Source organism: Micrococcus sp., assembly GCF_030523875.1.
Lineage (GTDB): Bacteria > Actinomycetota > Actinomycetes > Actinomycetales > Micrococcaceae > Micrococcus.
The window spans coordinates 6,948-27,694 of record NZ_JAUNHR010000010.1; the positions used below are offsets into that span (position 1 = coordinate 6,948).

Here is a 20,747-nt window from a genome sequence, read left to right on the forward strand (position 1 = left end):
CGGGGCGGCCGTGAGGAGGATGCCGAGGGGCAGACGGGCGGACACGGGGGCCGCTCAGGCCAGGAGCTCGACGATCCGCTGAACGACCACCTCGGTGAGCTGCGGGTCGTGGTCCTCGGTGGAGGAGTCCATGAACAGGTGCCGGTCCGTGGCGTACTCGAAGAGGTCCGCGGGGTTGTCCGGCTGCTCGGCGGTGGCGGCGTAGGCGCGCGCGGTGGGCAGGTCCTCCTCCTTGACCCACGGGTCCTCGGCGGCCAGGTGGATCTGCAGGGCGGTGTGCGGCTGCCACAGCGGGGCGTAGGCGTTCAGGGGCAGGGCGGCGGACATCGCGATGCACGCGCGGAACCCGGGGGCGGTCTGTGCTGCCTTCCACGCCGGCATGACGCCCAGGCTGATGCCGGCGACGACGGACGCCTCCTTGTGCTCGGCGCAGGCCCGGATGGCGCGGGTCATGAACTCGTCCTGCCCCATCTGCTCCACGTACGCCAGGCCCTCCTCGGCGGTGGCGAACACCTGGCCGTCGAACAGGTCCGGGGTGTGCACGGTGTGGCCGCCGGCGGCGGTGATCTGCTCGGCGAGGGCGCGCACGCCCTCGGTGAGGCCGCGGGCGTGGTGGAAGAGGTTGATCTGCGCCATGGTCAGAGCCTAGGCCGCCTGCGCCGCGATCTCGACGCGTCTTCGGGAATGACAAAGCCTGCCATCATCGGCATGATGCCCTCATGGCGACCATGAACATCTCCCTGCCGGACGAGCTCAAGGCGTATGTGGAGGAGCAGGTGGCTGAGGGCTCCTACGGCACCACCAGTGAGGTCGTGCGTGACCTGATCCGGCGCGAACGTGCCCGGACCCGCCTGCGCGAGGCCGTGCTCGAGAGCCTCGCGTCCGGGCCCGGCGGCCAGGCGGACGAGGAGTTCTTCTCCCGCCTGGATCGCATCGCGGCCGGACACCACCTCCCGTGACGGCGTCCCGGACCTCCGCCACATCTCCCTCCGACGGTTCCCCTACCTGGTGGTCTATCGGCAGCTGGCCGACGCGGCCCTGGTCGTGCTCTTCGCCCACACCCGTCAGGACTACGCCGCCGACCTGATCAGCTGAGACCCCGTCACCCGCGTGGCACGGCGAGCTGGGCGGGCACCCCCTGCTCGGGCCCGTCCGGGTGGACGTGGACGGCGCGGCCCGGCACCGGCTCCACCTCCGTCAAGCGCGGCCAGACCAGGCGATGCTCGGCACTGGTGCCGGCGGGCACGAAGAACCGGTGCGGCAGGTGCAGGAGCAGCCGGGCCGAGGCCAGCTCCCGCCCGCCGACGGCGGCGACCCGAAGGGACCGGGCCGCAACGCCTCCGAGGAGCCGGTGGATCTCCTCCTCGAGGGAGCGGTAGGTGTCCCCGACCCGCACCCCCGTCCACGAGGACCAGCCGGTGATCACCACGGTGCCACCGGCCTGTGCGGTCTCCTCCACGGCGGTCGTCACCTGCGTCCCGAGATCCTCCTCGGCGGCATCGGGTCGCAGCACACGCGGCCCCGTCCCCACCTCGCCCTCGGCGACGGCGCGCGCCACTTCGCCGCTGCCGTCCAGGACGAGCACGGGACCGGGGCCCCGGGCGGCGGTCTCGAGGATCGCGGTCAACACCGGTGAGCGCCCTCCGGCGGGCTCGACGATCCAGGCCGTGTTGCCCTCGGAGCCCGCGGGCCACCGCCACGGCACGTGCCGGGCGCGGGCGGCGTCGTCGATCAGAGCGAGGACGTCGGCCCCGCGGCGCCGGGAGCGGTCGGGCGCGAAGACGGCGGGGAGGGACGGGGAGACCACCGGAGCGGGGAGGACCGGATCCAGCCTCCGGTAGGCCTCGACGAGCTCACCGACCAGGCGCGGCCAGTCGGTGCCGGCCGTGTGGGCCGGTGCGGGGTCGGTCCACCGCCGCCACACGGGGCCAGCGTCCGAGCACGCCCAGGGGGCGGCCCGGACGATGAGCAGGGGCTGCCCGCCCCGGGCAAGGCAGACCGTCCCCGGAGCGCCCGGATCGATCCGGGCGGCGTCCGCGACGCCGATCAGGTCCCAGGATTCCTGCTCGCCGGCCGTCCGCAGGGCCAGCGTGGAGCCGAGGTTGGAACGGATGTCGGAGCTCACGGCGCCGGTCGCCCGCTGGGTGGCGAGCAGCAGGTGGAAGCCCAGGGAGCGGCCCGTGGCAGCCAGACGCTGGAGCACGGCGTTGGCCGCCGGGTGGTCGTCCACCAGCACGCGCAGCTCGTCCACCGCCACGACGAGCCGGGGCAGCGGCTCAGCGGGTCGAGCTGCGCGGAAACCGGGGTAGTCGGGCACGCCGGCCTCGGCGAACAGGGCCTCCCGGCGGCGGAGCTCGGCGCTGATCGCGTCCAGGGCCCGGAGCGAGGCGGCCCCCACGTGGTTGGTCTCCAGGCTCATGGTGTGGGGCAGCCCGGCCAGGGGCCCGAAGGAGGCTCCGCCCTTGAAGTCCAGCAGCACGAGGGACAGCTCCGCGGGGGCGTGGTGGGCGGCCAGACCCACCAGCAGGGAGAGCAGCAGGTCGGACTTGCCCGAGCCGGTGGTGCCGGCGATCAGCACGTGCGGGCCGTCGTCGGCCAGATCCAGGACGGCTCCCGCCTCCCCTCCAGGAGAGTCCGGCGTGAGATGGGCCCGGGCATGACGGGCGGCGGAGCAGCTTCCGACGGCCTCGGGCAGACGCAGCGGGAGCGCGTCGGTGCTCCCCGGTGCGAGGCCCAGCCGGGCGACGTCGTCGGCCAGCTCCTGCAGCCACCAGTGCAGGGTCGAGGGGCTGATGCCGGAGGGGTGCAGGTCCCGCAGCTCCAGGCGCTGACGGGGGCTGTGAAGCAGTCGCGCGTCCAGGTCGAGGACGTCCCCGTCCCGGGCGCCGGGTTCGCCGACGGCGCCGACGCCCACCTGGACGACCGCGGGTGGTGCGGTCGTCGTGCCGGGGGCGCTCCGACGGGTCTCGGAGAGGCCGGCGGTCGTGCGCCACACGTGCAGGGCGGCGGGCACCCACGGATCGTCGGGCAGCTGCAGCAGCAGCTCCTGCCGGGGCGAGGCGGGATCCCACCAGGTCTCGGCCCGGGTGCCGGTCGCGACCTTCAGTCGCGCTCCCGTGGCCACGGCGTGGCGGAGGAGCTGGAACAGGGCCCAGCGCCCGGTCGCCTGGAGCAGCCGGGCCCCGCCGGAGACGGTGACCACGGAGCCGGCCGGGCAGAGGGAGACGCCGGGCTGTCTCACGTCGACGCTCCCGTCCCAGCGTCCCGTCTCCTCGGTGCGGGTGAAGGGCAGCACTCCGGTGCCCTCGCCCCAGCACAGCTGGGGCGAGGGATCGTCCGCACGGGTCGGGATGAGGCCGAAGCGATCGGCCACGCCTGAGCGGACGGCCAGGCCCACCGCCGCCGGGGTCACGGCCTGGCCGCGTCGGCGGGCGACGACGTCAGCCGCCCGGGAAGTCAGGAGGTCTCGGTGGCGTCGGCGCGCCGCCCGTTGGAGCCCCAGCATGACGCCGACGCCGAGCACCGACACCAGTCCGAAGAGCAGGAACAGCCACGTGCGCATGGTCACCGCGAGCACCGCCCCGATGGCGAGCGGGCCGAGTGCCATGACCACCGGGAGCAGGGTGGAGTGCTCCGGAGGAGCCTGTCCCAGTTCGACCTCCGCCGAGGGGAGGTCCTCGGGCGGGGACAGCGGAGCGGAGGATCCGCGGACGAGGGCGAGGGACGTGGCGCCGATGCGGAGGGACTCCTCGGCGGTCCAGCGGAGGGGGCCCTGCCCACCGGGGCGGTGGACCCGCACGCCGTCGGCCTCCAGCACGATCCGGGTCGGCTCGGACGGGACGAGCGGGTCGTCGAGGACGAGCCGGCTGCCTCCCCGACCCACGGTGAGCCCGTCGCCGGACAGCGGGGTGATCCGGCCGGCGTCGGGCCCGTCCGCGGTGACCACGGCGACCTCGGGTCCGGCCGTGCTCGCAGCGGTGCGCCCGGCCGCCCCCGGGCGGACCACGTACGTGAGGCAGGCGCCGAGGGTCGACACGCGGTCCAGGGCCTGGACGCCGAGGCGACGCCGCACCTGCGCGTCCTGACCGGAGGTCGACGCGGGCAGCCCGGACACGGCCCAGTCGTGCTGGTCGTCCAGACCCAGCACCCGGATGCGCCAGGACATCCTCGCCCTCCTTCGATCGACGGTCGGCCGCAGGCCGGTGGACCAGGCCAGGGTGGCAGGGCGAGGCGAGCCCGGACCGTGGAGACCCCATGGGCTGTGGACAGCGGACGAGCGGTGTCAGCTGTGATGGAGTTGTCCACAGAGTGGGCAGGGGGTGCCTGCGAACCTGTGTGCGGCGACTATGGTCAGTGCATCAAGTGAAGGGCCAGGGGATGGCCCGACGGGTCACGGGAGGGTGCATGGACGCCGTGCGCATGCTGGAGGACGAGCTCCGGGAGATCGTCCGCCGCCAGGGGGTGGACCCCCAGCGCGAGGGCGAGCGCGTCCGTGCCCTCATCGAGGAGGCCACCGCCGACTACGAGGCCCGGTCCCTTGTCAGCTCGTTGCCCCGGCTCGAGGATCCCGAGGGCGCCTCGCGTGAGCTCTTCGATCGGATCGCCGGGCTGGGTCCGCTCCAACGCCTGATGGACGACAGCTCGGTGGAGGAGATCTGGATCAACGCACCCGACGAGGTCTACTGCGCCCGCTCCGGGCGCTCCGAGCTGACCGGCATCGTGCTGACGGAGGAGGGCGTGCGCGACCTCGTGGAGCTCATGCTGAAGTCCTCGGGGCGCCGGCTGGACCTCTCCATGCCCTTCGTGGACGCCGCGCTGCCGGACGGCTCCCGACTCCACGTCGCCATCCCGGACATCACCCGGCGGCACTGGAGCGTCAACATCCGCAAGTTCGTCAGCCGTGCGCAGCGGCTGGAGGACCTCGTGCGGTCCGGCTCGCTCACGACCGCCGCGGCCCGGTTCCTCGACGCCGCGGTGGACTCCGGCATGAACGTGCTCGTCTCCGGGGCCACCCAGGCCGGCAAGACCACCATGCTCAACTGCCTGGCCGCCTCGATCGGGGCCCGGGAGCGGGTGATCACGGTGGAGGAGATCTTCGAGCTGCAGATCCCCGTGCGGGACGTCGTCGGTCTGCAGTGCCGTCAGCCGAACCTCGAGGGACATGGTGAGATCCCCCTGCGACGGCTCGTCAAAGAGGCCCTGCGCATGCGGCCCGACCGCCTGATCGTGGGCGAGGTCCGGGAGGCCGAGGCCCTGGACATGCTCGTCGCACTGAACTCCGGCCTGGCCGGGATGTGCACCATCCACGCCAACTCCGCCGCCGACGCGCTCACGAAGCTCTGCACGCTGCCGCTGCTCGCCGGGGAGAACATCTCCCGGAACTTCGTGGTCCCCACCGTGGCCACCTGCATCGACGTGGTGGTGCACTGCGAGCGCGACCGCGAGGGTCGCCGTCGAGTCCGTGAAGTGCTCACGGTCGGGTCCCGAGTGGAGAACGGTGTCATCGAGACCTCTGCCCTGTTCCGCCGGGACATCGAGGGCGAGCTCGTCCTCAACACCTCCGCGAGCCTCGAGTTCGAGGCCTTCGCGCGGAGGGGGATCGACCCCCGTGACGTCCTGGGGGTGCGCTGATGCCCCTCGTCCTCGGCCTGGCGCTCGGCGTCGGTCTCTTCCTGATCTGGTGGGCGCTCTGGTCCGAGCCGGCGGCACGGGACCTCGACTCCCGGAGGCCGACGCGGCTGGCCACGCTGATCGCCCGCTCGGGCATCACCCGGCTCACCCCTGCGGGAGTGGTCTCGGCCATGCTTGCGGGCGGGCTGGTGGCGGGGCTGATCGTCCTCGCGCTGACCCGCACGTGGACCATCGCGATGTGCTTCGCCGTGTTCGGCTCGGGTCTGCCCTGGCTGATCCTCTCCTGGCAGGCGTCCCGCCGCAGCATCGCCCTGCGGGAGCTCTGGCCGGACGCGGTGGACCACGTGCGCTCGGCGGTCCGGGCGGGGCTGACCCTGCCGGAGGCGCTGATCCAGCTCGGGGACAGCGGCCCGGAGGGACTGCGGGAGCCGTTCCGGGAGTTCGCCCGGGACTATCGGGCGGGGGCGCGCTTCGTGGACGCTCTGGACCGTCTCAAGGCCAGGATGGCGGACCCGGTGGCGGATCGGCTCGTCGTGTCCCTGCGGCTCACCCGGGAGGTGGGCGGTGCGGACATCGGCCTGCTCCTGCAGACGCTCTCGGAGTTCCTGCGGCAGGACGCCCGCATCCGCTCCGAGCTGGAGGCCCGCCAGTCCTGGACGGTCAACGCCGCACGCCTGGCCGTCTGCGCCCCGTGGATCGTCCTGCTCCTGCTGGGCACCCAGCCGGTCGCCGTCGAGGCCTACCGCTCCGCGGCAGGCGGGCTGGTCCTCTTCGGAGGGCTCGTGACGTCCGTCGTGTGCTACCGGATCATGCGGCGCATCGGCTCCCTGCCCCCGGACAGGAGGGTCTTCGCATGAGCACCGCACTGGCAGCCGGCCTCGGACTCGGCGCGCTCCTCGGCCTCGGGCTGTGGCTGATCGTCCTGGCCCAGCCTGTGGGCTGGCGACCGAGCCTGGAGCAGCGACTCGAGCCGCAGCTGCGGCACCACGTGCCCGCGTCCCGCCTCCTCGAGACCGAGGCCGCCGCCACGTCCCCCTGGGGCGCGTGGGGACGGCTGCTCGGGCCGCCGCTGACAGCCATGACCCGGGTGGTGCAGAGCCTCGGCCCGGCCGGCGAGACCCTGAGCCGCCGACTCGAGGCCGCGGGTTCCCCCCTCACCGCCGCCGACTACCGCGCGCAGCAGGTCCTCTGGGCCTGCCTGGGGGTCGCGGTCGGCACCGCCACCGCGCTCGCCCTCGCCGTGTCCGGGGCCGCGCCCGCGTTCACCGCCGTCGCCCTGGTGGTGGCCGCCGGCCTGGGCGGATACGTCCTGAGAGACCAGGCACTCGGATGGACGATCACCCGACGCCGGACCGCCATCCTCACCGAGTTCCCGTCCGTGGCCGAGCTCTTCGCCCTGTCGGTCAGCGCCGGGGAGAGCACCACCGGCGCCCTGGAACGGGTGGCCACCACGGCACGGGGGGAGCTCGCCCGGGAGTTCGCCACAGCCCTGGCGGACATGCGTGCCGGTGCCCCGCTCGCCGTCGCGCTCAAGGCCATGGGCCGACGGATCCAGCTGGCCCCGGTGGAGCGGTTCATCGCCGGCGTCCTGATCGCCCTCGACCGCGGCACTCCGCTGGCGGACGTGCTGCGCGCCCAGGCCCAGGACGTGCGCGAGATGGGCCGTCGCGAGCTGATGGAGGCCGCCGGCCGCAAGGAGATCCAGATGATGGTGCCGCTGGTGTTCGGGATCCTCCCGCTCACCGTGGTGTTCGCCGTCTTCCCCGGGCTCTCGCTCATGCGCCTCGGCTTCTAGCCCGCGCTCACAGACCCACAACTGAACAGTCCATCCGTCCCGACGATCCGCACACCATCACTCCCGGCCCCGTGCCGGCACACACCTGGAGGGGTACCCCATGTTCGACCGCATCAGCATCACCGTCCTGTCCGCCCTGGCCGCCGTCCTCCACGACGACGTCCGCGACGATCGCGGCGACGTTCCGGGGTGGGTCATGATCACCCTCATGTCCGCCGTGCTCGTGGCCGGGCTCCTGGCCCTCGCGCTGCCCGCGCTCCAGGAGATGTTCAACAGCGCCATCGCCCGCGTCAACGGCGCCGGCTGAGGCCGTCCATGACCACCGCAGTCGCCCCGGCGCGCCCGGGCCCGCGCGCCCGCGCCCGCTGGGGCGACGAGCGGGGGTCCGTCGTCGCCGAGAACGCCCTGGTGATCGCCCTGCTCGTGCTGCTCTTCGCGGCGCTGCTGCAGGCCGGCATCGTCATCCACACCCGCAACGTCCTGATCGACGCCGCCTCCGCCGGCGCCCGCTACGGGGCGCTCGCGGACCGCGACCCGGCCGACGGTGCCGCGCGTGCCCGCGAGGCTCTCACCGCGTCCCTGCCGGGGCAGTCGGGCGCCCAGGTCACCGCCGAGACGATCGACCTGGACGGCGCCCCCACGGTGCGGGTCACCGTCTCCACGAGCCTGCCCGGTCTCGGGTTCCTGCCCGGGCCGATCCCGGTGGAGGTGCACGGTCATGCCCATCGGTTCTGACGCCCGTCCGCGAGCCTCACGCCTGGGCGCCGAGGACGGGTCCGCGAGCGTCGAGTTCCTCGCCCTGAGCGTCATCCTCCTGGTTCCGCTCGTCTACCTCATGGTCTTCGCCTCGCAGATTCAGTCCGCCGCCTTCGGGGCCGTCGCCGCGGCCGACCAGGCCGCGCGCGTCATGGTCTCCGCCGACGGCGGCCGCCCCGGTCCGGCGGAGGGCGCGATCCGCCTCACCCTGGGGGACTACGGGGTGGCCGACGGCGCGTACGACGCGTCCGTGGCCTGCGACCTCGGCGGGTGCGGCAGCCTCGAGCCCGGCGAGGTCGTGGAGGTCCGGGTGGCCGTCGAGCTGACCCCGCCGCTCGTGCCCGGCTCCTGGCTGCCCCAGGGTCTGGTCACCGTCGATTCCAGTGCCCGCGCGCGGATGCCGAGGTACTGATGCCTGCCGCCCTCCGACGCCTACGCCTCCGCCACCGGGTCCGCCCGTCCGCCGAGGAGGGCCAGACCACCGTCCTGACCATCGGCCTCACCGCCGTGGTGGTCGCCCTGCTGCTCGTGCTGTTCGCCGCCACGAGCGTGCTCATCCAGGCACGCAAGGTGCAGTCCCTCGCGGACGGCGCAGCGCTGGCCGGGGCGGAGCAGCTGGCCTTCGAGCTCGACGCGGACCCGCGCGTCGTCCTGGACCCCGCCTCCGTCCAGGGCTCGGTGGGGGAGTACCTGGCCGCCGTCGGGGCCCGGGAGGCGGTCCCGGGGATCGGCGCGGTGGCCTCCGGCATCGCCGGGGACGGCGCCACCGTGGTGGTCCGCATCGAGGCGAGCGTCTCCCTCGTCCCGCCCTCCGGCGGGTGGGCCGCCGGGCTGTTCCCGGTCACCGTGCCGGTCAGCGCCGAGGGCAGCTCGCGGACGGTCCTCACCCGCTGAGCTCGCCGCCGCGCGCCCGTCCCGATGTCCCTGGCGGAGGCCGTGGAGAACGGCGACAGGCTGCTCATCGACGCCACGGAGCGCCTGCTGCGCACCATGGTCCTCGGCGCGACGATCACCATTGGTCAGCTGGAGGGCGACTCCGACTGGTGAGCAGCGGGCGTCCTGGGTGCCCCGCGTCCGCCGGTCCGTGCCCCGAGGGCCTCCGCCCCGGTCCGTCGTCCGCGATCTCCGCCGGCGGTGCCTGTCCGTCCGTGTCCTCCCCGGCTAGCGTGGCGGGCGGGCCGTGCTCGCGGCCCTGATCCGTGCATCCGAGAATGAGGAGAGACACCCATGACCGCCACCGGCCAGCTCGCCGACATGTCCGTGATCGTCACCGGAGGCGCCGCCGGCATCGGCGCGGCCACCGTCCGGGAGCTCGTGGCCCGGGGCGCCGGCTGCGTCGCCGTGGACATCGACGCCGAGGCGGGTGCGGCCCTCGAGGCCGAGCTCGGTGCCGCCGTCGTCTTCCTGCAGGGGGACGTGACCCGGAAGGAGACCGCCGAGCGCGCTGTCGCCCTGGCCGTGGAGCGCTTCGGGGGCCTGCACGGGCTGGTCAACAACGCCCATGCCTCCCGGCAGAAGCCGTTCCTCGAGCTGGAGGAGGCGGACTGGGAGCTGTCCTTCGACACCGGCTTCCGTGCCACCCGCACGTTCATGGCCGTCGCCCACGACGAGCTGGCCAAGACCGGCGGCGCGGTGGTCAACTTCGGCTCCGGCGCGGCCATCAGCGGCCAGCCCACCCAGGCGGCCTATGCGGCGGCCAAGGAGGCCATCCGCGGCCTGACCCGTGTGGTGGCGAACGAGTGGGCCGCCGAGGGCATCCGCGTGAACCTCGTGTCCCCGGTGGCGCTCACCGAGGGTGTGGCCCACTGGAAGGAGGAGTTCCCGGAGATGTACGAGGCCACTCGCGTCCGCATCCCGCTCGGCCGCTTCGGCGATCCGCAGCGGGACGTCGCCCCGGTGGTCGCGTTCCTGCTGTCCGCGGACGCGCAGTACATGACGGGCCAGACGCTCATGGCGGACGGCGGCACCCAGAAGATGTACTGAGGCATCCGCCCGCGCAGGCGCGGACCCGTCGCCGCCAGGAGGTCAGTCGAGCTCCCGCGCCGCGTCCGCCGCCCAGTTCTGCACCATCGCGCCGACGGCCGCCTCCTGATCCAGGTGCACGTTGTGGCCGGTGCGGTCCAGCATGGCCAGGGTGAGGCGCGGGAAGTGCTCGGCCAGGGCGAGCTGGTCCTTCCACCCCACCTTGTCGTCCTGGCGGCCGGTGACGATCAGCGTCGGCCTCTCGTAGGTCCCGAACCGCTCCTCGGGCAGCGGCCCCTCCAGGGTGTAGCGCTCCTCGAGGCGCTTGACCGCGTCCTTGTCCAGGGCGCGCACGCCGGGCAGCACGTGCTCGCGGAAGTTCTCCCACACGGGGCGGGTCTGGACCACGGCCATCTCGAGGAACGGCTCGGCGTCGTCCTCGTCCAGCCCGGCGATCAGCGCCTCGTCCTCCTCCAGGACCACGCGCTCCGGCACGTCCCGCTCCCGCGGGTCCGGGTCCACCACCGGGGCGATCAGCGCCAGGCCCGCGACCTGCTCGCCGCGGCGCGCGAGCACCTCGCGCACCAGCAGCCCGCCCAGGGAGTTGCCCAGCAGGGCGAAGCGAGCCTCGCCCACCAGCTCCCCGACGACGTCGTCCAGCCAGTCCGCCATCTCCGGCAGTCCGCCGGGGGCGGGCAGGGCGGGGGTGCCGCCGAAGCCGGGCAGGTCGACGTAGATGCGCTCCCAGCCGCCGGCGGCCTCGAGGGCGGCGTCGAGGGGGAGGAGGAGGCGATGGTCCACGCCCATGCCGTGGACGAGGATCAGCGGGGCGCCGGAACCGCGGCGCACGATGTGGGGGGCAGGCTGTGACATGCGGCGATGCTAACCCCGCCAGGCAGGGGCGCGGCATGTGCTGGACGCCCCGACATGCGGCCGGTGCGGGCGGCCCCGGCGGCGACGCGGTCGGACCGCCATGGTCCTCTGCGCCCGCTGTGCCTAGTCTTGTCGGAACCCCTCCGCCCCGAGAGAAGGACCCCGCCGTGGACGTGCTCGCCGTGCTGACCCTGACGCTTGCCGTGATCGGCGCGATGGGGGCCGCCTGGCGCTGGGGCCAGCTGCGTCAGCTCGGCCGTGGCGCGGACGGCGAGGTGCACATCCTGCTGGCCCAGGTGTCCGTCGGCGTCCTGCTCACCCAGGCCCGGCTGGACGGACCGGCCTGGGACGGGCTGCGGATCGCCACCCTGGGGTGCGTGGCGTTCGCCGCCTTCATCGGCTGGCGGCTGCAGCGGGGGATCGAACCCGCCCGGGTGCGGCCGGAACCCCGCGCCCCGCGCGGCTGAGCCGCCCGCCCCGGACCCGGCCGTCGTCGTCGGATCTCACGCTGTGCGCAGGACCGCGTCACCAGGACGCGGTCCTGCGCACAGCCGGCGGTTCGGCCGGCTCACCCGCCTCCGTCGCCGGGCGGTAGGCTGGGCGGACCATGGCTGACACTGACTTCTCCGCAGAGATCGACGCTCTGCGCCACACCCTGGCCTCCATCGAGCAGGTCTCCGACGTCGAGAAGATGACGGCGGAGGTGGCCGACCTCGAGGCGCAGGCCTCCGCTCCGGACCTCTGGGACGACCCCGAGGCGGCGCAGAAGGTCACCTCGAAGCTCTCCCACCGCCAGGCCGACCTCAAGCGCATCAAGTCGCTCGCGGACCGCATCGACGACCTCGAGACCATGGTCGAGCTGGCCGCCGAGGAGGACGAGCCGTCCCTGCTGACCGACGCCGACGTGGAGCTGACCTCCATCCGCAAGGCCCTCGACGAGCTCGAGGTGGTCACCCTCCTCAGCGGCGAGTACGACCAGCGCGACGCCGTCATCACCATCCGCGCGGGCGCCGGCGGCGTGGACGCGGCCGACTTCGCCGAGACGCTCATGCGCATGTACCTGCGCTGGGCCGAGCAGAAGGGCTGGTCCTCCAAGGTCATGGACACCTCTTACGCGGAGGAGGCCGGCCTGAAGTCCGCCACGTTCGAGATCAACGCGCCCTTCGCGTTCGGCACCCTCTCCGTGGAGGCCGGCACGCACCGCCTGGTGCGCATCAGCCCCTTCGACAACCAGGGCCGCCGCCAGACCTCGTTCGCCGCGGTCGAGGTGGTGCCGCTGATCGAGTCCGACGACTCCATCGAGATCCCCGAGTCCGAGATCAAGGTGGACGTGTTCCGCTCCTCGGGCCCCGGCGGCCAGTCCGTGAACACCACGGACTCCGCCGTGCGCATGACGCACATCCCCACGGGCATCGTCGTGTCCATGCAGAACGAGAAGTCCCAGATCCAGAACCGCGCCGCCGCGCTGCGCGTGCTCCAGTCCCGCCTGCTGCTGCAGCGCAAGGCCGAGGAGGACGCGAAGAAGAAGGAGATGGCCGGCGACGTCAAGGCGTCCTGGGGCGACCAGATGCGCTCCTACGTCCTGAACCCGTACCAGATGGTCAAGGACCTGCGCACGGGCCACGAGGAGGGCAACCCCTCCGCCGTGTTCGACGGCGCCATCGACGACTTCATCGACGCCGGCATCCGCTGGCGCGCCGAGCAGTCCAAGGCCCACGCCGAGGCGGAGGCCGAGGCCGAGAAGGGCTGACCCGCCCTCACCCCGCCCACGACGCCGGCCCGCACCCTCCCCGTGGAGGTGCGGTCCGCCGTCGTCCCGGGGAGGGGTTCCCCGCGGGGCGGGCGCGGGCCAGGATGGACCCATGACCGAGCACGACGACACCTCGCCCGCGGCCCCGGCCGACCCCCGTCCCGCCGGGGGCTCCACCCCGCCGCCCGTGAGCGCCGAGGAGACCGTGGCCGCGCCCGCGGCCGCCCTGTTCGCGCTGCTCGCGGATCCGGCCCGGCACCTCGAGATCGACGGCGGGACCAACGTCGCCGCGCCCGTCGACCCCGCTCCGATCACCGGCGTGGGGGACACGTTCCGGATGGACCTGGCCCACGGCGTCCGCGTGGAGTGCGTGGTCCACCGGTTCGAGCGGGACCGGGCGATCGCCTGGGAGCCCGGGAGGCTGGGGGAGCCGCCCAGCGGCCAGCTGTGGACGTGGGAGCTCGAGCCGCTCTCGGATGAGTCCACCCGGGTGCGCCTGACGTACGACGGCACCCGGATCGCCCCGGACCAGGAGAAGCGCCTCGCCCGCGCGTGGGCCCTGACCGAGGAGAAGCTCGTCGGCTCCATCCGGCGGCTGGGGGCGGCGGCAGACCGGCCCGCCCGCTGAGGCGCGCCCACGCATGGGTCCACCCGCGACCGACGCGGCGCAACGCACCGTCGGATCTGTGACAGCCGTCATAGGATGGGTGTGAATGACCCGGCGCGCTCGTGCGCCGCCCGCCGACCCAGGAGGACCGCCATGACCGCCTCGACCCCCCAGCCGCAGCCAACCGACGCCGTCATCGTCGGCGGCGCCCGCACGCCCTTCACCCGACTCCTCGGGCAGCAGGCCGGCCTGCAGGCCGTGGAGCTCGGCGCCCATGCGATCCGTCACGCGCTGGAGCGGTCCGGAGTGCCGGCCGAGGACGTGGACATGGTCTACCTGGGCCAGGTCGTGCAGGCCGGCGCCGGTCAGAACCCGGCCCGTCAGGCCGCGCTCGCCGCCGGCATCGGGTGGGACGTCCCCGCCATGACCCTCAACAAGGTATGCCTCTCCGGCCTCGTGGCCGTCACCGACGCCGCCCGCCTCATCCGCCTCGGCGAGGCGCAGGTCGTGGTGGCCGGGGGGCAGGAGTCGATGACGAACGCCCCGCACCTGGTGCCCAATGCGCGCAAGGGCTTCAAGTACGGCCCGGCGACCCTGCTGGACTCCGTGGCGTGGGACGGCCTCACCGACACGCTGAGCCACGAGGCGATGGGCGAGCTGACCGAGTCCGGCAACGGCGAGCGCGGTCTCAGCCGCCCGGAGCAGGACGAGGTCGCCGCCGCCTCCCATCAGCGCGCCGCGCAGGCCCAGGCCGACGGCCTGTTCGACGTCGAGATCGCGCCCGTCGAGATCCCGCAGCGCAAGGGCGAGCCGCTCGTGGTGGCCCAGGACGAGGGCGTGCGTCCGGACACCACCGTGGAGTCCCTCGGGGGCCTGCGCCCGGCCTTCACGGCGGACGGGACCATCACCGCGGGCAACTCCTCGCCCCTGTCGGACGGTGCCGCGGCCCTCGTCGTGACGTCCCGCGCGTACGCCAAGGAGAGGGGTCTGCAGGTGCTCGCCACCGTCGGCGCCGCCGGGCAGACCGCCGGGCCGGACAGCTCCCAGCTCCACTCGCAGCCCGCGGACGCGGTCAAGGAGGCCCTCCGCAAGCAGGGCTGGGAGGTGGCCGACCTCGACTTCGTGGAGATCAACGAGGCGTTCGGCGCCGTGGCCGTCCAGTCCCTCCGCGATCTGGACTACCCGCTCGAGAAGACGAACATCCACGGCGGCGCGATCGCCCTCGGCCACCCCATCGGCGCCTCCGGGGCCCGCCTCGCCCTGCACGCCGCCCTGGAGCTGGACCGCCGTGGCGGCGGACGCGCCGCGGTCTCGCTGTGCGGCGGCGGCGGTCAGGGCGAGGCCCTCATCCTCTTCCGCTGACCCCCACCAGAAGAAAGGACGAGGACATGGCACTTGACAAGACCGTCGCCACCGCCGCCGAGGCGGTCGCGGACATCCCCCGCGGGGCCTCGCTCGCCGTCGGAGGCTTCGGCCTCTCCGGCAACCCGGTCCAGCTGATCGATGCCCTGCTCGAGCAGGGCGCCGGGGACCTGTCCGTGGTCTCCAACAACTGCGGCGTGGACGGCTGGGGCCTGGGCGTGCTGCTCGCCGCCCGTCGGATCCGGAAGATGACCTCCTCCTACGTGGGGGAGAACAAGGAGTTCGCCCGGCAGTACCTCGAGGGCGAGCTGGAGGTGGAGCTCGTCCCCCAGGGCACCCTGGCGGAGAAGCTGCGCGCCGGCGGCGCGGGCATCCCCGCGTTCTACACCCGGTCCGGCGTCGGCACGCAGGTCGCCGAGGGCGGCCTGCCGATGCGCTACGACGCCGAGGGGAACGTGGCGAAGGCCTCCGCCGCCAAGCCCACGGCCGACTTCACCCTGGGCGCCGGCTACCTCTCCGAGCCCGGCGAGGCGGAGACCTACGTCCTGGAGGAGTCGATCGTCACGGACTTCTCCCTGGTGCACGCCTGGAAGGGCGACCGGCACGGCAACCTCGTGTTCCGCAAGGCCACCCGCCAGTTCTCGCCGCCGGCCGCCATGGCCGGCCGCGTGTGCATCGCGCAGGTGGAGGAGCTCGTGGAGCCCGGCGAGATCGACCCGGACGAGGTCCACCTTCCCGGCGTGTTCGTGCACCGGATCGTGGAGGTCGGCACGGACATCGAGAAGCGGATCGAGAAGCGCACCGTCCGCGCGGCGGGGGAGGAGTCCCGATGAGTGAGCAGAGTACCGAGCGACCCCAGGGCCGCAGCCGCGACGAGATGGCGGCCCGCGCCGCCCAGGAGCTGCCGGACGGCGCCTACGTGAACCTGGGCATCGGCATGCCCACCCTGATCCCGAACCACATCCCGGCCGGGCGGTCCGTGGTGCTGCAGTCCGAGAACGGCATCCTGGGCACCGGCCCGTACCCCACCGAGGACCAGGTGGATCCGGACCTGATCAACGCCGGCAAGGAGACCGTCACCGTGAATCCGGGGGCGTCCTTCTTCGACTCGGCGCTGAGCTTCGGCATGATCCGCGGCGGGAAGATCGACGTCGCCGTTCTGGGCGGCATGGAGGTCTCCGCCGCCGGGGACCTGGCCAACTGGATGGTGCCCGGCAAGATGGTCAAGGGCATGGGAGGGGCCATGGACCTCGTGCACGGCGCGGGGCGCGTGCTCGTCATGATGGACCACGTCTCCCGCGACGGCACCCCCAAGATCGTCGAGCGGTGCACCCTGCCGCTGACCGGCCGTGCCGTCGTGGACCGGATCATCACGGACCTGGCGGTCATCGACGTCGTCGGCACCCCGGAGGAGCCCGCCCTGCGGCTCGTCGAGTGCGCCCCCGGCGTCACCGAGGAGCAGGTCCGGGCGCTCACCGGCGCCCCGCTCCTCTGAGCCCGCCCACCACGGCGACGCCCGCCGCCGCGCCGGTCCGAGGCCGGCCCGCCCCCGCTCCCCGCGGGGGCGGGCCGGCCGTCGCGTAGGATGGTGCATCCTGTGCTGAGCGCGGATCGAGGACGGAAGGAGCGAGCACCATGGGGAAGAACGCGAAGGGCAAGGCGGCCAGGCAGCCGGCCCCCGGCGAGCGCATGGTGATCGCCAACAACAAGAAGGCCCGGCACGACTACACGATCCTGGACACCTACGAGGCCGGCATGGTCCTGCAGGGCACCGAGGTGAAGTCGCTGCGCGAGGGCAAGGCCTCCCTGGTGGACGGGTTCGCCGTCTTCTACCGGGACGAGCTGTGGCTCGAGCAGATCTACATCCCCGAGTACCTCAACGGCTCGTGGACCAACCACGCCGCCCGCCGCCGCCGCAAGCTGCTGCTGCACCGCGCCGAGCTGATCAAGATCAGCCGCCAGATCCAGGACCCGGGGCTGACGATCGTCCCGCTGTCCCTGTACTTCCTCAACGGGCGCGTGAAGGTGGAGATCGGCGTCGCCCGGGGCAACCGCGAGTACGACAAGCGCCACAAGCTCCGCGAGAAGCAGGACAACCGCGAGGCCCAGCGCGCCATGCGCATCCGCAACCGCCGCGCCGGCGTCGCCTGACCTCCGCACGGGGTGGCCGAGGCGAGCCCTGGGGAATACCCCTCGGCTCTGGTAGGTTGGACTCCTCGCAGGGCCGGTTTCAGGACCGGCGGGCACACGCCCTCCGCCTGCCGTGGTGATTGACAACCTCATAGTGAGTGTGTCGACCCCTCCAGGGGCCGATCGGTTTCGACGATGTGAGTCGCGACAGGGGAAGCGGGCCGAGGATGCAGAGTCATCTCGTCAAACGCTCTCTGCACACCAATAAGTGCCGAATCCAAGCGCACTGACTTCGCTCTCGCTGCCTGATCAGTGATCGAGTCCGTCATCCCGGGGTCGCTGTCGCCCCGGACCATGACGTCAGCTAGATAGCCACTGGGCATCACCCTCGCCGGGGGTCGTGATGCCGACATCAATCCGGCTGGGTCCGGGTTGGCCGCCCGTCTGCGGGACGGCCAGGACCGAGCAACACCCGCAGCAGACTGCGCCCGGAGAAGACCTGGCAACACCACATCGGACGCGGGTTCAATTCCCGCCGGCTCCACTCACCGCACGCGAAGGCCCCCCGACGTCACGTCGAGGGGCCTTCGTCGTCCCCGAGGGCCTCCGTCCCTCCTCCGGCCGCGCCGCGCGGTAGTAGCGTGGGGCCATGAGCGACATGATCTACAACCGTCTCGGCTCCTCCGGCCTCCAGGTCTCGCAGTTCAGCTTCGGCTCCTGGGTGACGTTCGGCAACCAGGTCGACGTGGGCCTGGCGAAGGACCAGCTGGCCGCCGCCAAGGAGGGCGGGGTCAACTTCTTCGACAACGCCGAGGTGTACGCCGGCGGCGAGTCCGAGACCATCATGGGTCGGGCCATCGCCGAGCTCGGCTGGAAGCGCCACGAGTACGTGGTCTCCACGAAGCTGTTCTGGGGTATCAACGGCGACCTGGTGAACATGAAGAACACCCTGAACCGCAAGTACCTGATGCAGGGCATCGACGGCTCCCTCGAGCGCCTGGGCCTGGACTTCGTGGACCTGGTGTTCTGCCATCGCCCGGACCCGCACACTCCCATCGAGGAGACCGTCTGGGCCATGAGCGACATGATCAGCCAGGGCAAGGCCCTGTACTGGGGCACCTCGGAGTGGAGCGCGGACGAGATCCGCGCGGCGTGGAACATCGCCGAGCGCCACCACCTGCACAAGCCCGTGATGGAGCAGCCCCAGTACAACCTGCTGCACCGCACGAAGGTGGAGGAGGAGTACGCCCGCCTCTACGAGGACATCGGGCTCGGCCTGACCACCTGGAGCCCGCTGGCCTCCGGCATCCTGTCCGGCAAGTACGTGGACGGTGTCCCGGAGGGCTCCCGCGGTGCGCTGAAGGGCTACGACTTCGTGAAGGACTCGATCGCGGACCAGCAGACCACCGCCAAGGTCCGACAGCTCGTGGACATCGCCGCCGAGCTCGACGTGACCCCGGCGCAGCTGGCCCTGGCGTGGACGGCCTCGAACCCGCACGTGTCCACCGTGATCCTCGGCGCCTCGAGCGTGGCGCAGGTCCAGGAGAACCTGAAGGCGCTGGACGTCATCGAGCTGGTGACCCCGCAGGTCCGGGAGCGCCTGGAGGCGGTCTTCGCCTGACGCTCCGCCGGCCGCGGGCGACCGCGGCCGGCGTCGGCCTGGCACCCGGTAGAGTCCCGGCAGAGGGCCGCCACTTCGGGTGCCCCGGTGTGGAAGGGGTTCCTCCCATGGAGGCTGCACTGTTTCGTGAGACCCTCATCGGCGATGCGGGGCTGATCGGCGGCCTGCTGCTCGTCGCGGTGGTCCTGCGGGCCAAGGTGCGGTTCCTCCAGTGGCTGCTGCTGCCCGCCCCCGTGATCGCCGGCCTGCTCGGGTTCCTGCTCGGCCCGCAGGTGGCGGGCGCGTGGGGGCTGCGCCTCGGCGCATGGGATTTCACGGGGCTGCCGTTCTCCCCGTACGTGGGCTCGTACACCACCCTGCTGATCGCGGTGGTCTTCGCCTGCATGGCGCTGTCCCAGTCCTTCTCCTTCGCGAAGGTGACCGGCCCGCTGGCCGGCTTCACCGGGTACGGCGTGCTCATGTCCGCCGGCCAGGTGGTCGCCGGCATGCTGCTGGTCCTGCTCGTCCTCGGCCCGGTGATGGGCTCCTCGGACGCGATCGGCATGGTGCTGTTCGCCTCCTGGTCCGGCGGGTTCGGCACCTCCGCGGCCCTGGGGGACGTCTTCGCCGGCGCGGGCCGCCCGGAAATCACCTCGATCGCCTTCACCTCGGCCACCGTGGGCATGCTCTCCGGGATCGTCGGCGGTGTGATCCTGGCGAAGGTCGGCTCCTCCCGGGGGCACACCCGGGCCTTCAGCACGCAGGCCGCGTTCACGCCGTCCCTGCGCACCGGCGTGCTGGAGCACGACGACCGCCCCGTCGCCGCGCGGCACACGATGTCCGGGTCCTCCATCGAGACCCTCACCCTGCACATGGCGCTGGTGGGCGCCGTCGTCGCCCTCGGCTGGCTGTTCATGACCACCACCGGCAAGGTGCTGGACGACTTCGCCCTGCCCCTGTTCGCCAGCGCCTTCCTGGCGGGCCTGCTCGCCCGGTGGATCGTGGCCCGCTCCGGCGCCTCGCGGGTGATGGAGCCGCAGACCCTCAAGGCGCTCTCCGGGGCGGCCTCGGACGTGCTGATCGTCTGCGGCATCGTGTCCATCGAGCCGGCGTTCGTCGCCGACCACCTGGCGGAGCTGGCCGTGGTGTTCGCGCTGGGCCTGGCGTTCTGTCTGTTCCTGGGGCTCGTGGTCGCCCCGCGGTACCTGGGGGAGAGCTGGTTCGAGAAGCAGATCTTCACGTGGGGATGGGCCACCGGGTCCGTGGCCACCGGCATCGCGCTGCTGCGCATCGTGGACCCCGACCTCGAGTCCGGGACCGTCGAGGACTTCGGGTACGCCTACCTGCCGCTGATCCCGGTGGAGGGGGCCGCGGTGGCGATCGCCCCGCTGCTCATCGTCGCGGGGGCGCCCTGGTCGGTGGTCGCGATCTGGGGCGTCATCGCCGTCGTCGGGGCCGTCATCATGGTCCGTCAGGGCGGGCCGGCCCCCCGGCGGACGACGACGGCGGCACGCGCCTGAGCGGCACGCCCGGCCTCGCGGCCGGCTGTCCTGCCCTGGGGGCCATGTCCGCAGCCCCCGAGCCCGCCCCCGCCGACGCGCCCCTCGACCCGCTGACCGCCGACTGGGTGCGGCGGTGGACCGACGCCGTGGACGCCGCCTTCGGCCCCCGCGTCCGGTTCCTCGGCCTGCAGGGCTCCCGCGCCCGCGGCGAGGCGTCCGATGCCTCGGACATCGACGCCGTCCTGGTCCTGGACGCGCTCACGCCCCGGGACGTCGACGCCTACCGCCGGCTGCTGGACGGCCTGCCGCACCGGGAACTGGCCTGCGGGTTCCTCTCCGGCCGGGACGAGCTGCTCGCCTGGGACGCGGCGGACCTGGTGCAGTTCGTGCACGACACCACGCCGATCCGCGGCAGCCGCGCGGAGCTGCTGCCGTGCCTGGCAGCGGCCGCCGTGGCCCGGGCGGTCACCTCCGGGGCCGGGAACGTCTACCACGGCGCCGTGCACACCCTGTGCACACCCGCGGCCCGGAGGCGATCGCCGGCCTGTCCAAGGCAGCCGCCTTCGTGGTCCAGGCCCGGCATCTGCAGCGCACCGGCACGCACGTGCGCCGTCAGACGGACCTGCTGGCGGTGGTGGACCCCGCCGACCGGGACGTGCTGGCCCTCGCGCTCGCCGTGCGGGGCGGCGCCGCCGTGGACGTGGATCGGGACGGCCGCCTGCTGTTCGGGTGGGCGCAGCGGGTCCTCGCCGGCTGACGGAGGAGGGCAACCTCAGTCC

Annotated in this window: 23 protein-coding genes and 1 other RNA gene; 21 read left to right on the plus strand and 3 right to left on the minus strand. The window is 73.1% G+C overall.

Annotation, left to right across the window (positions count from 1 at the left end):
• Window positions 1-54: 54 nt before the first annotated feature.
• On the minus strand, window positions 55-636 hold the full coding sequence (locus tag Q4D18_RS02580) for a dienelactone hydrolase family protein (protein ID WP_303125490.1): 582 nt from the start codon (window positions 634-636) through the stop codon (window positions 55-57).
• Between the two features lie 83 nt (window positions 637-719).
• Between Q4D18_RS02580 and Q4D18_RS02585 the strand changes: the two genes are divergently transcribed.
• Window positions 720-959 carry a type II toxin-antitoxin system ParD family antitoxin gene (locus tag Q4D18_RS02585; protein ID WP_303125492.1) on the plus strand — a complete coding sequence of 80 codons (240 nt, stop codon included), beginning with the start codon at window positions 720-722 and terminating at the stop codon, window positions 957-959.
• 143 nt (window positions 960-1,102) lie between these two features.
• On the opposite strand, the gene Q4D18_RS02590 is transcribed toward Q4D18_RS02585, so the two are convergent.
• Window positions 1,103-4,165, minus strand: coding sequence for an FtsK/SpoIIIE domain-containing protein (locus tag Q4D18_RS02590; protein ID WP_303125494.1), 3,063 nt, complete (start codon window positions 4,163-4,165; stop codon window positions 1,103-1,105).
• 239 nt (window positions 4,166-4,404) lie between these two features.
• Here Q4D18_RS02590 and Q4D18_RS02595 point away from each other — a divergent pair, with 239 nt between their 5' ends.
• The 9 genes from Q4D18_RS02595 (at window position 4,405) to Q4D18_RS02635 (ending at window position 10,165) form a co-directional block, all read left to right on the plus strand.
• Window positions 4,405-5,631: a CpaF family protein gene (locus Q4D18_RS02595; RefSeq protein WP_303125496.1), complete on the plus strand. Its 1,227-nt coding sequence runs from the start codon at window positions 4,405-4,407 to the stop codon at window positions 5,629-5,631.
• Window positions 5,631-6,488 carry a type II secretion system F family protein gene (locus tag Q4D18_RS02600; RefSeq protein ID WP_303125498.1) on the plus strand — a complete coding sequence of 286 codons (858 nt, stop codon included), beginning with the start codon at window positions 5,631-5,633 and terminating at the stop codon, window positions 6,486-6,488. Before Q4D18_RS02595 ends, Q4D18_RS02600 begins: the two co-directional genes overlap by 1 nt.
• A complete protein-coding gene (locus tag Q4D18_RS02605) occupies window positions 6,485-7,426 on the plus strand; it encodes a type II secretion system F family protein (protein WP_303125500.1) in 942 nt (313 codons plus the stop codon). Before Q4D18_RS02600 ends, Q4D18_RS02605 begins: the two co-directional genes overlap by 4 nt.
• Before the next feature lie 100 nt (window positions 7,427-7,526).
• Window positions 7,527-7,733: a hypothetical protein gene (locus Q4D18_RS02610; RefSeq protein ID WP_303125502.1), complete on the plus strand. Its 207-nt coding sequence runs from the start codon at window positions 7,527-7,529 to the stop codon at window positions 7,731-7,733.
• Between the two features lie 8 nt (window positions 7,734-7,741).
• Window positions 7,742-8,161: a TadE/TadG family type IV pilus assembly protein gene (locus Q4D18_RS02615; protein ID WP_303125504.1), complete on the plus strand. Its 420-nt coding sequence runs from the start codon at window positions 7,742-7,744 to the stop codon at window positions 8,159-8,161.
• Window positions 8,145-8,594 carry a hypothetical protein gene (locus Q4D18_RS02620; RefSeq protein WP_303125506.1) on the plus strand — a complete coding sequence of 150 codons (450 nt, stop codon included), beginning with the start codon at window positions 8,145-8,147 and terminating at the stop codon, window positions 8,592-8,594. Before Q4D18_RS02615 ends, Q4D18_RS02620 begins: the two co-directional genes overlap by 17 nt.
• Window positions 8,594-9,076: a pilus assembly protein TadG-related protein gene (locus Q4D18_RS02625; protein ID WP_303125508.1), complete on the plus strand. Its 483-nt coding sequence runs from the start codon at window positions 8,594-8,596 to the stop codon at window positions 9,074-9,076. Before Q4D18_RS02620 ends, Q4D18_RS02625 begins: the two co-directional genes overlap by 1 nt.
• A gap of 24 nt (window positions 9,077-9,100) precedes the next feature.
• Window positions 9,101-9,229, plus strand: coding sequence for a hypothetical protein (locus Q4D18_RS02630; RefSeq protein WP_303125510.1), 129 nt, complete (start codon window positions 9,101-9,103; stop codon window positions 9,227-9,229).
• A 180-nt stretch (window positions 9,230-9,409) separates the two neighbouring features.
• Window positions 9,410-10,165, plus strand: coding sequence for an SDR family NAD(P)-dependent oxidoreductase (locus Q4D18_RS02635; RefSeq protein ID WP_303125512.1), 756 nt, complete (start codon window positions 9,410-9,412; stop codon window positions 10,163-10,165).
• A 42-nt stretch (window positions 10,166-10,207) separates the two neighbouring features.
• Here Q4D18_RS02635 and Q4D18_RS02640 read toward each other — a convergent pair whose 3' ends face one another.
• Window positions 10,208-11,017: an alpha/beta fold hydrolase gene (locus Q4D18_RS02640; protein WP_303125514.1), complete on the minus strand. Its 810-nt coding sequence runs from the start codon at window positions 11,015-11,017 to the stop codon at window positions 10,208-10,210.
• A 167-nt stretch (window positions 11,018-11,184) separates the two neighbouring features.
• On the opposite strand from Q4D18_RS02640, the gene Q4D18_RS02645 reads away from it, so the two are divergent.
• The 11 genes from Q4D18_RS02645 (at window position 11,185) to Q4D18_RS02695 (ending at window position 20,725) form a co-directional block, all read left to right on the plus strand.
• Window positions 11,185-11,484 (plus strand): hypothetical protein, encoded by a 300-nt coding sequence (locus Q4D18_RS02645; RefSeq protein WP_303125516.1) that lies wholly within the window; start codon window positions 11,185-11,187, stop codon window positions 11,482-11,484.
• Between the two features lie 140 nt (window positions 11,485-11,624).
• Window positions 11,625-12,767 carry a peptide chain release factor 2 gene (gene prfB / locus Q4D18_RS02650; protein ID WP_303125517.1) on the plus strand — a complete coding sequence of 381 codons (1,143 nt, stop codon included), beginning with the start codon at window positions 11,625-11,627 and terminating at the stop codon, window positions 12,765-12,767.
• A 112-nt stretch (window positions 12,768-12,879) separates the two neighbouring features.
• Window positions 12,880-13,395: an SRPBCC family protein gene (locus Q4D18_RS02655; RefSeq protein WP_303125518.1), complete on the plus strand. Its 516-nt coding sequence runs from the start codon at window positions 12,880-12,882 to the stop codon at window positions 13,393-13,395.
• Between the two features lie 132 nt (window positions 13,396-13,527).
• Window positions 13,528-14,736, plus strand: a complete 1,209-nt coding sequence (locus Q4D18_RS02660; RefSeq protein ID WP_303125521.1) for an acetyl-CoA C-acetyltransferase — start codon at window positions 13,528-13,530, stop codon at window positions 14,734-14,736.
• Between the two features lie 26 nt (window positions 14,737-14,762).
• On the plus strand, window positions 14,763-15,569 hold the full coding sequence (locus tag Q4D18_RS02665; RefSeq protein ID WP_303125523.1) for a CoA transferase subunit A: 807 nt from the start codon (window positions 14,763-14,765) through the stop codon (window positions 15,567-15,569).
• Entirely contained in the window at window positions 15,566-16,231 is a 666-nt protein-coding gene (locus Q4D18_RS02670; RefSeq protein WP_303125525.1) for a CoA transferase subunit B, read from the plus strand. Before Q4D18_RS02665 ends, Q4D18_RS02670 begins: the two co-directional genes overlap by 4 nt.
• Before the next feature lie 140 nt (window positions 16,232-16,371).
• Window positions 16,372-16,887: an SsrA-binding protein SmpB gene (gene smpB, locus Q4D18_RS02675; protein ID WP_303125527.1), complete on the plus strand. Its 516-nt coding sequence runs from the start codon at window positions 16,372-16,374 to the stop codon at window positions 16,885-16,887.
• 154 nt (window positions 16,888-17,041) lie between these two features.
• Window positions 17,042-17,413, plus strand: a transfer-messenger RNA (tmRNA) gene (ssrA, locus tag Q4D18_RS02680).
• 102 nt (window positions 17,414-17,515) lie between these two features.
• The gene (locus Q4D18_RS02685) at window positions 17,516-18,487 is read left to right on the plus strand and encodes an aldo/keto reductase (RefSeq protein WP_303125529.1); all 972 of its coding nucleotides are present in this window, start codon (window positions 17,516-17,518) and stop codon (window positions 18,485-18,487) included.
• A gap of 107 nt (window positions 18,488-18,594) precedes the next feature.
• Window positions 18,595-19,986, plus strand: coding sequence for a sodium/glutamate symporter (locus tag Q4D18_RS02690; protein WP_303125531.1), 1,392 nt, complete (start codon window positions 18,595-18,597; stop codon window positions 19,984-19,986).
• Window positions 19,987-20,479: 493 nt separating this feature from the next.
• The gene (locus Q4D18_RS02695) at window positions 20,480-20,725 is read left to right on the plus strand and encodes a hypothetical protein (RefSeq protein WP_303125533.1); all 246 of its coding nucleotides are present in this window, start codon (window positions 20,480-20,482) and stop codon (window positions 20,723-20,725) included.
• Window positions 20,726-20,747: the final 22 nt, after the last annotated feature.

Bases quoted from the DNA above. Each gene is read 5' to 3' on its own strand.
- Q4D18_RS02580 (WP_303125490.1), bottom strand. From the start codon at position 636: ATGGCGCAGATCAACCTCTTCCACCACGCCCGCGGCCTCACCGAGGGC.
- Q4D18_RS02585 (WP_303125492.1), top strand. From the start codon at position 720: ATGGCGACCATGAACATCTCCCTGCCGGACGAGCTCAAGGCGTATGTG.
- Q4D18_RS02590 (WP_303125494.1), bottom strand. From the start codon at position 4,165: ATGTCCTGGCGCATCCGGGTGCTGGGTCTGGACGACCAGCACGACTGG.
- Q4D18_RS02595 (WP_303125496.1), top strand. From the start codon at position 4,405: ATGGACGCCGTGCGCATGCTGGAGGACGAGCTCCGGGAGATCGTCCGC.
- Q4D18_RS02600 (WP_303125498.1), top strand. From the start codon at position 5,631: ATGCCCCTCGTCCTCGGCCTGGCGCTCGGCGTCGGTCTCTTCCTGATC.
- Q4D18_RS02605 (WP_303125500.1), top strand. From the start codon at position 6,485: ATGAGCACCGCACTGGCAGCCGGCCTCGGACTCGGCGCGCTCCTCGGC.
- Q4D18_RS02610 (WP_303125502.1), top strand. From the start codon at position 7,527: ATGTTCGACCGCATCAGCATCACCGTCCTGTCCGCCCTGGCCGCCGTC.
- Q4D18_RS02615 (WP_303125504.1), top strand. From the start codon at position 7,742: ATGACCACCGCAGTCGCCCCGGCGCGCCCGGGCCCGCGCGCCCGCGCC.
- Q4D18_RS02620 (WP_303125506.1), top strand. From the start codon at position 8,145: ATGCCCATCGGTTCTGACGCCCGTCCGCGAGCCTCACGCCTGGGCGCC.
- Q4D18_RS02625 (WP_303125508.1), top strand. From the start codon at position 8,594: ATGCCTGCCGCCCTCCGACGCCTACGCCTCCGCCACCGGGTCCGCCCG.
- Q4D18_RS02630 (WP_303125510.1), top strand. From the start codon at position 9,101: ATGTCCCTGGCGGAGGCCGTGGAGAACGGCGACAGGCTGCTCATCGAC.
- Q4D18_RS02635 (WP_303125512.1), top strand. From the start codon at position 9,410: ATGACCGCCACCGGCCAGCTCGCCGACATGTCCGTGATCGTCACCGGA.
- Q4D18_RS02640 (WP_303125514.1), bottom strand. From the start codon at position 11,017: ATGTCACAGCCTGCCCCCCACATCGTGCGCCGCGGTTCCGGCGCCCCG.
- prfB (WP_303125517.1), top strand. From the start codon at position 11,625: ATGGCTGACACTGACTTCTCCGCAGAGATCGACGCTCTGCGCCACACC.
- Q4D18_RS02655 (WP_303125518.1), top strand. From the start codon at position 12,880: ATGACCGAGCACGACGACACCTCGCCCGCGGCCCCGGCCGACCCCCGT.
- Q4D18_RS02660 (WP_303125521.1), top strand. From the start codon at position 13,528: ATGACCGCCTCGACCCCCCAGCCGCAGCCAACCGACGCCGTCATCGTC.
- Q4D18_RS02665 (WP_303125523.1), top strand. From the start codon at position 14,763: ATGGCACTTGACAAGACCGTCGCCACCGCCGCCGAGGCGGTCGCGGAC.
- Q4D18_RS02670 (WP_303125525.1), top strand. From the start codon at position 15,566: ATGAGTGAGCAGAGTACCGAGCGACCCCAGGGCCGCAGCCGCGACGAG.
- smpB (WP_303125527.1), top strand. From the start codon at position 16,372: ATGGGGAAGAACGCGAAGGGCAAGGCGGCCAGGCAGCCGGCCCCCGGC.
- Q4D18_RS02685 (WP_303125529.1), top strand. From the start codon at position 17,516: ATGAGCGACATGATCTACAACCGTCTCGGCTCCTCCGGCCTCCAGGTC.
- Q4D18_RS02690 (WP_303125531.1), top strand. From the start codon at position 18,595: ATGGAGGCTGCACTGTTTCGTGAGACCCTCATCGGCGATGCGGGGCTG.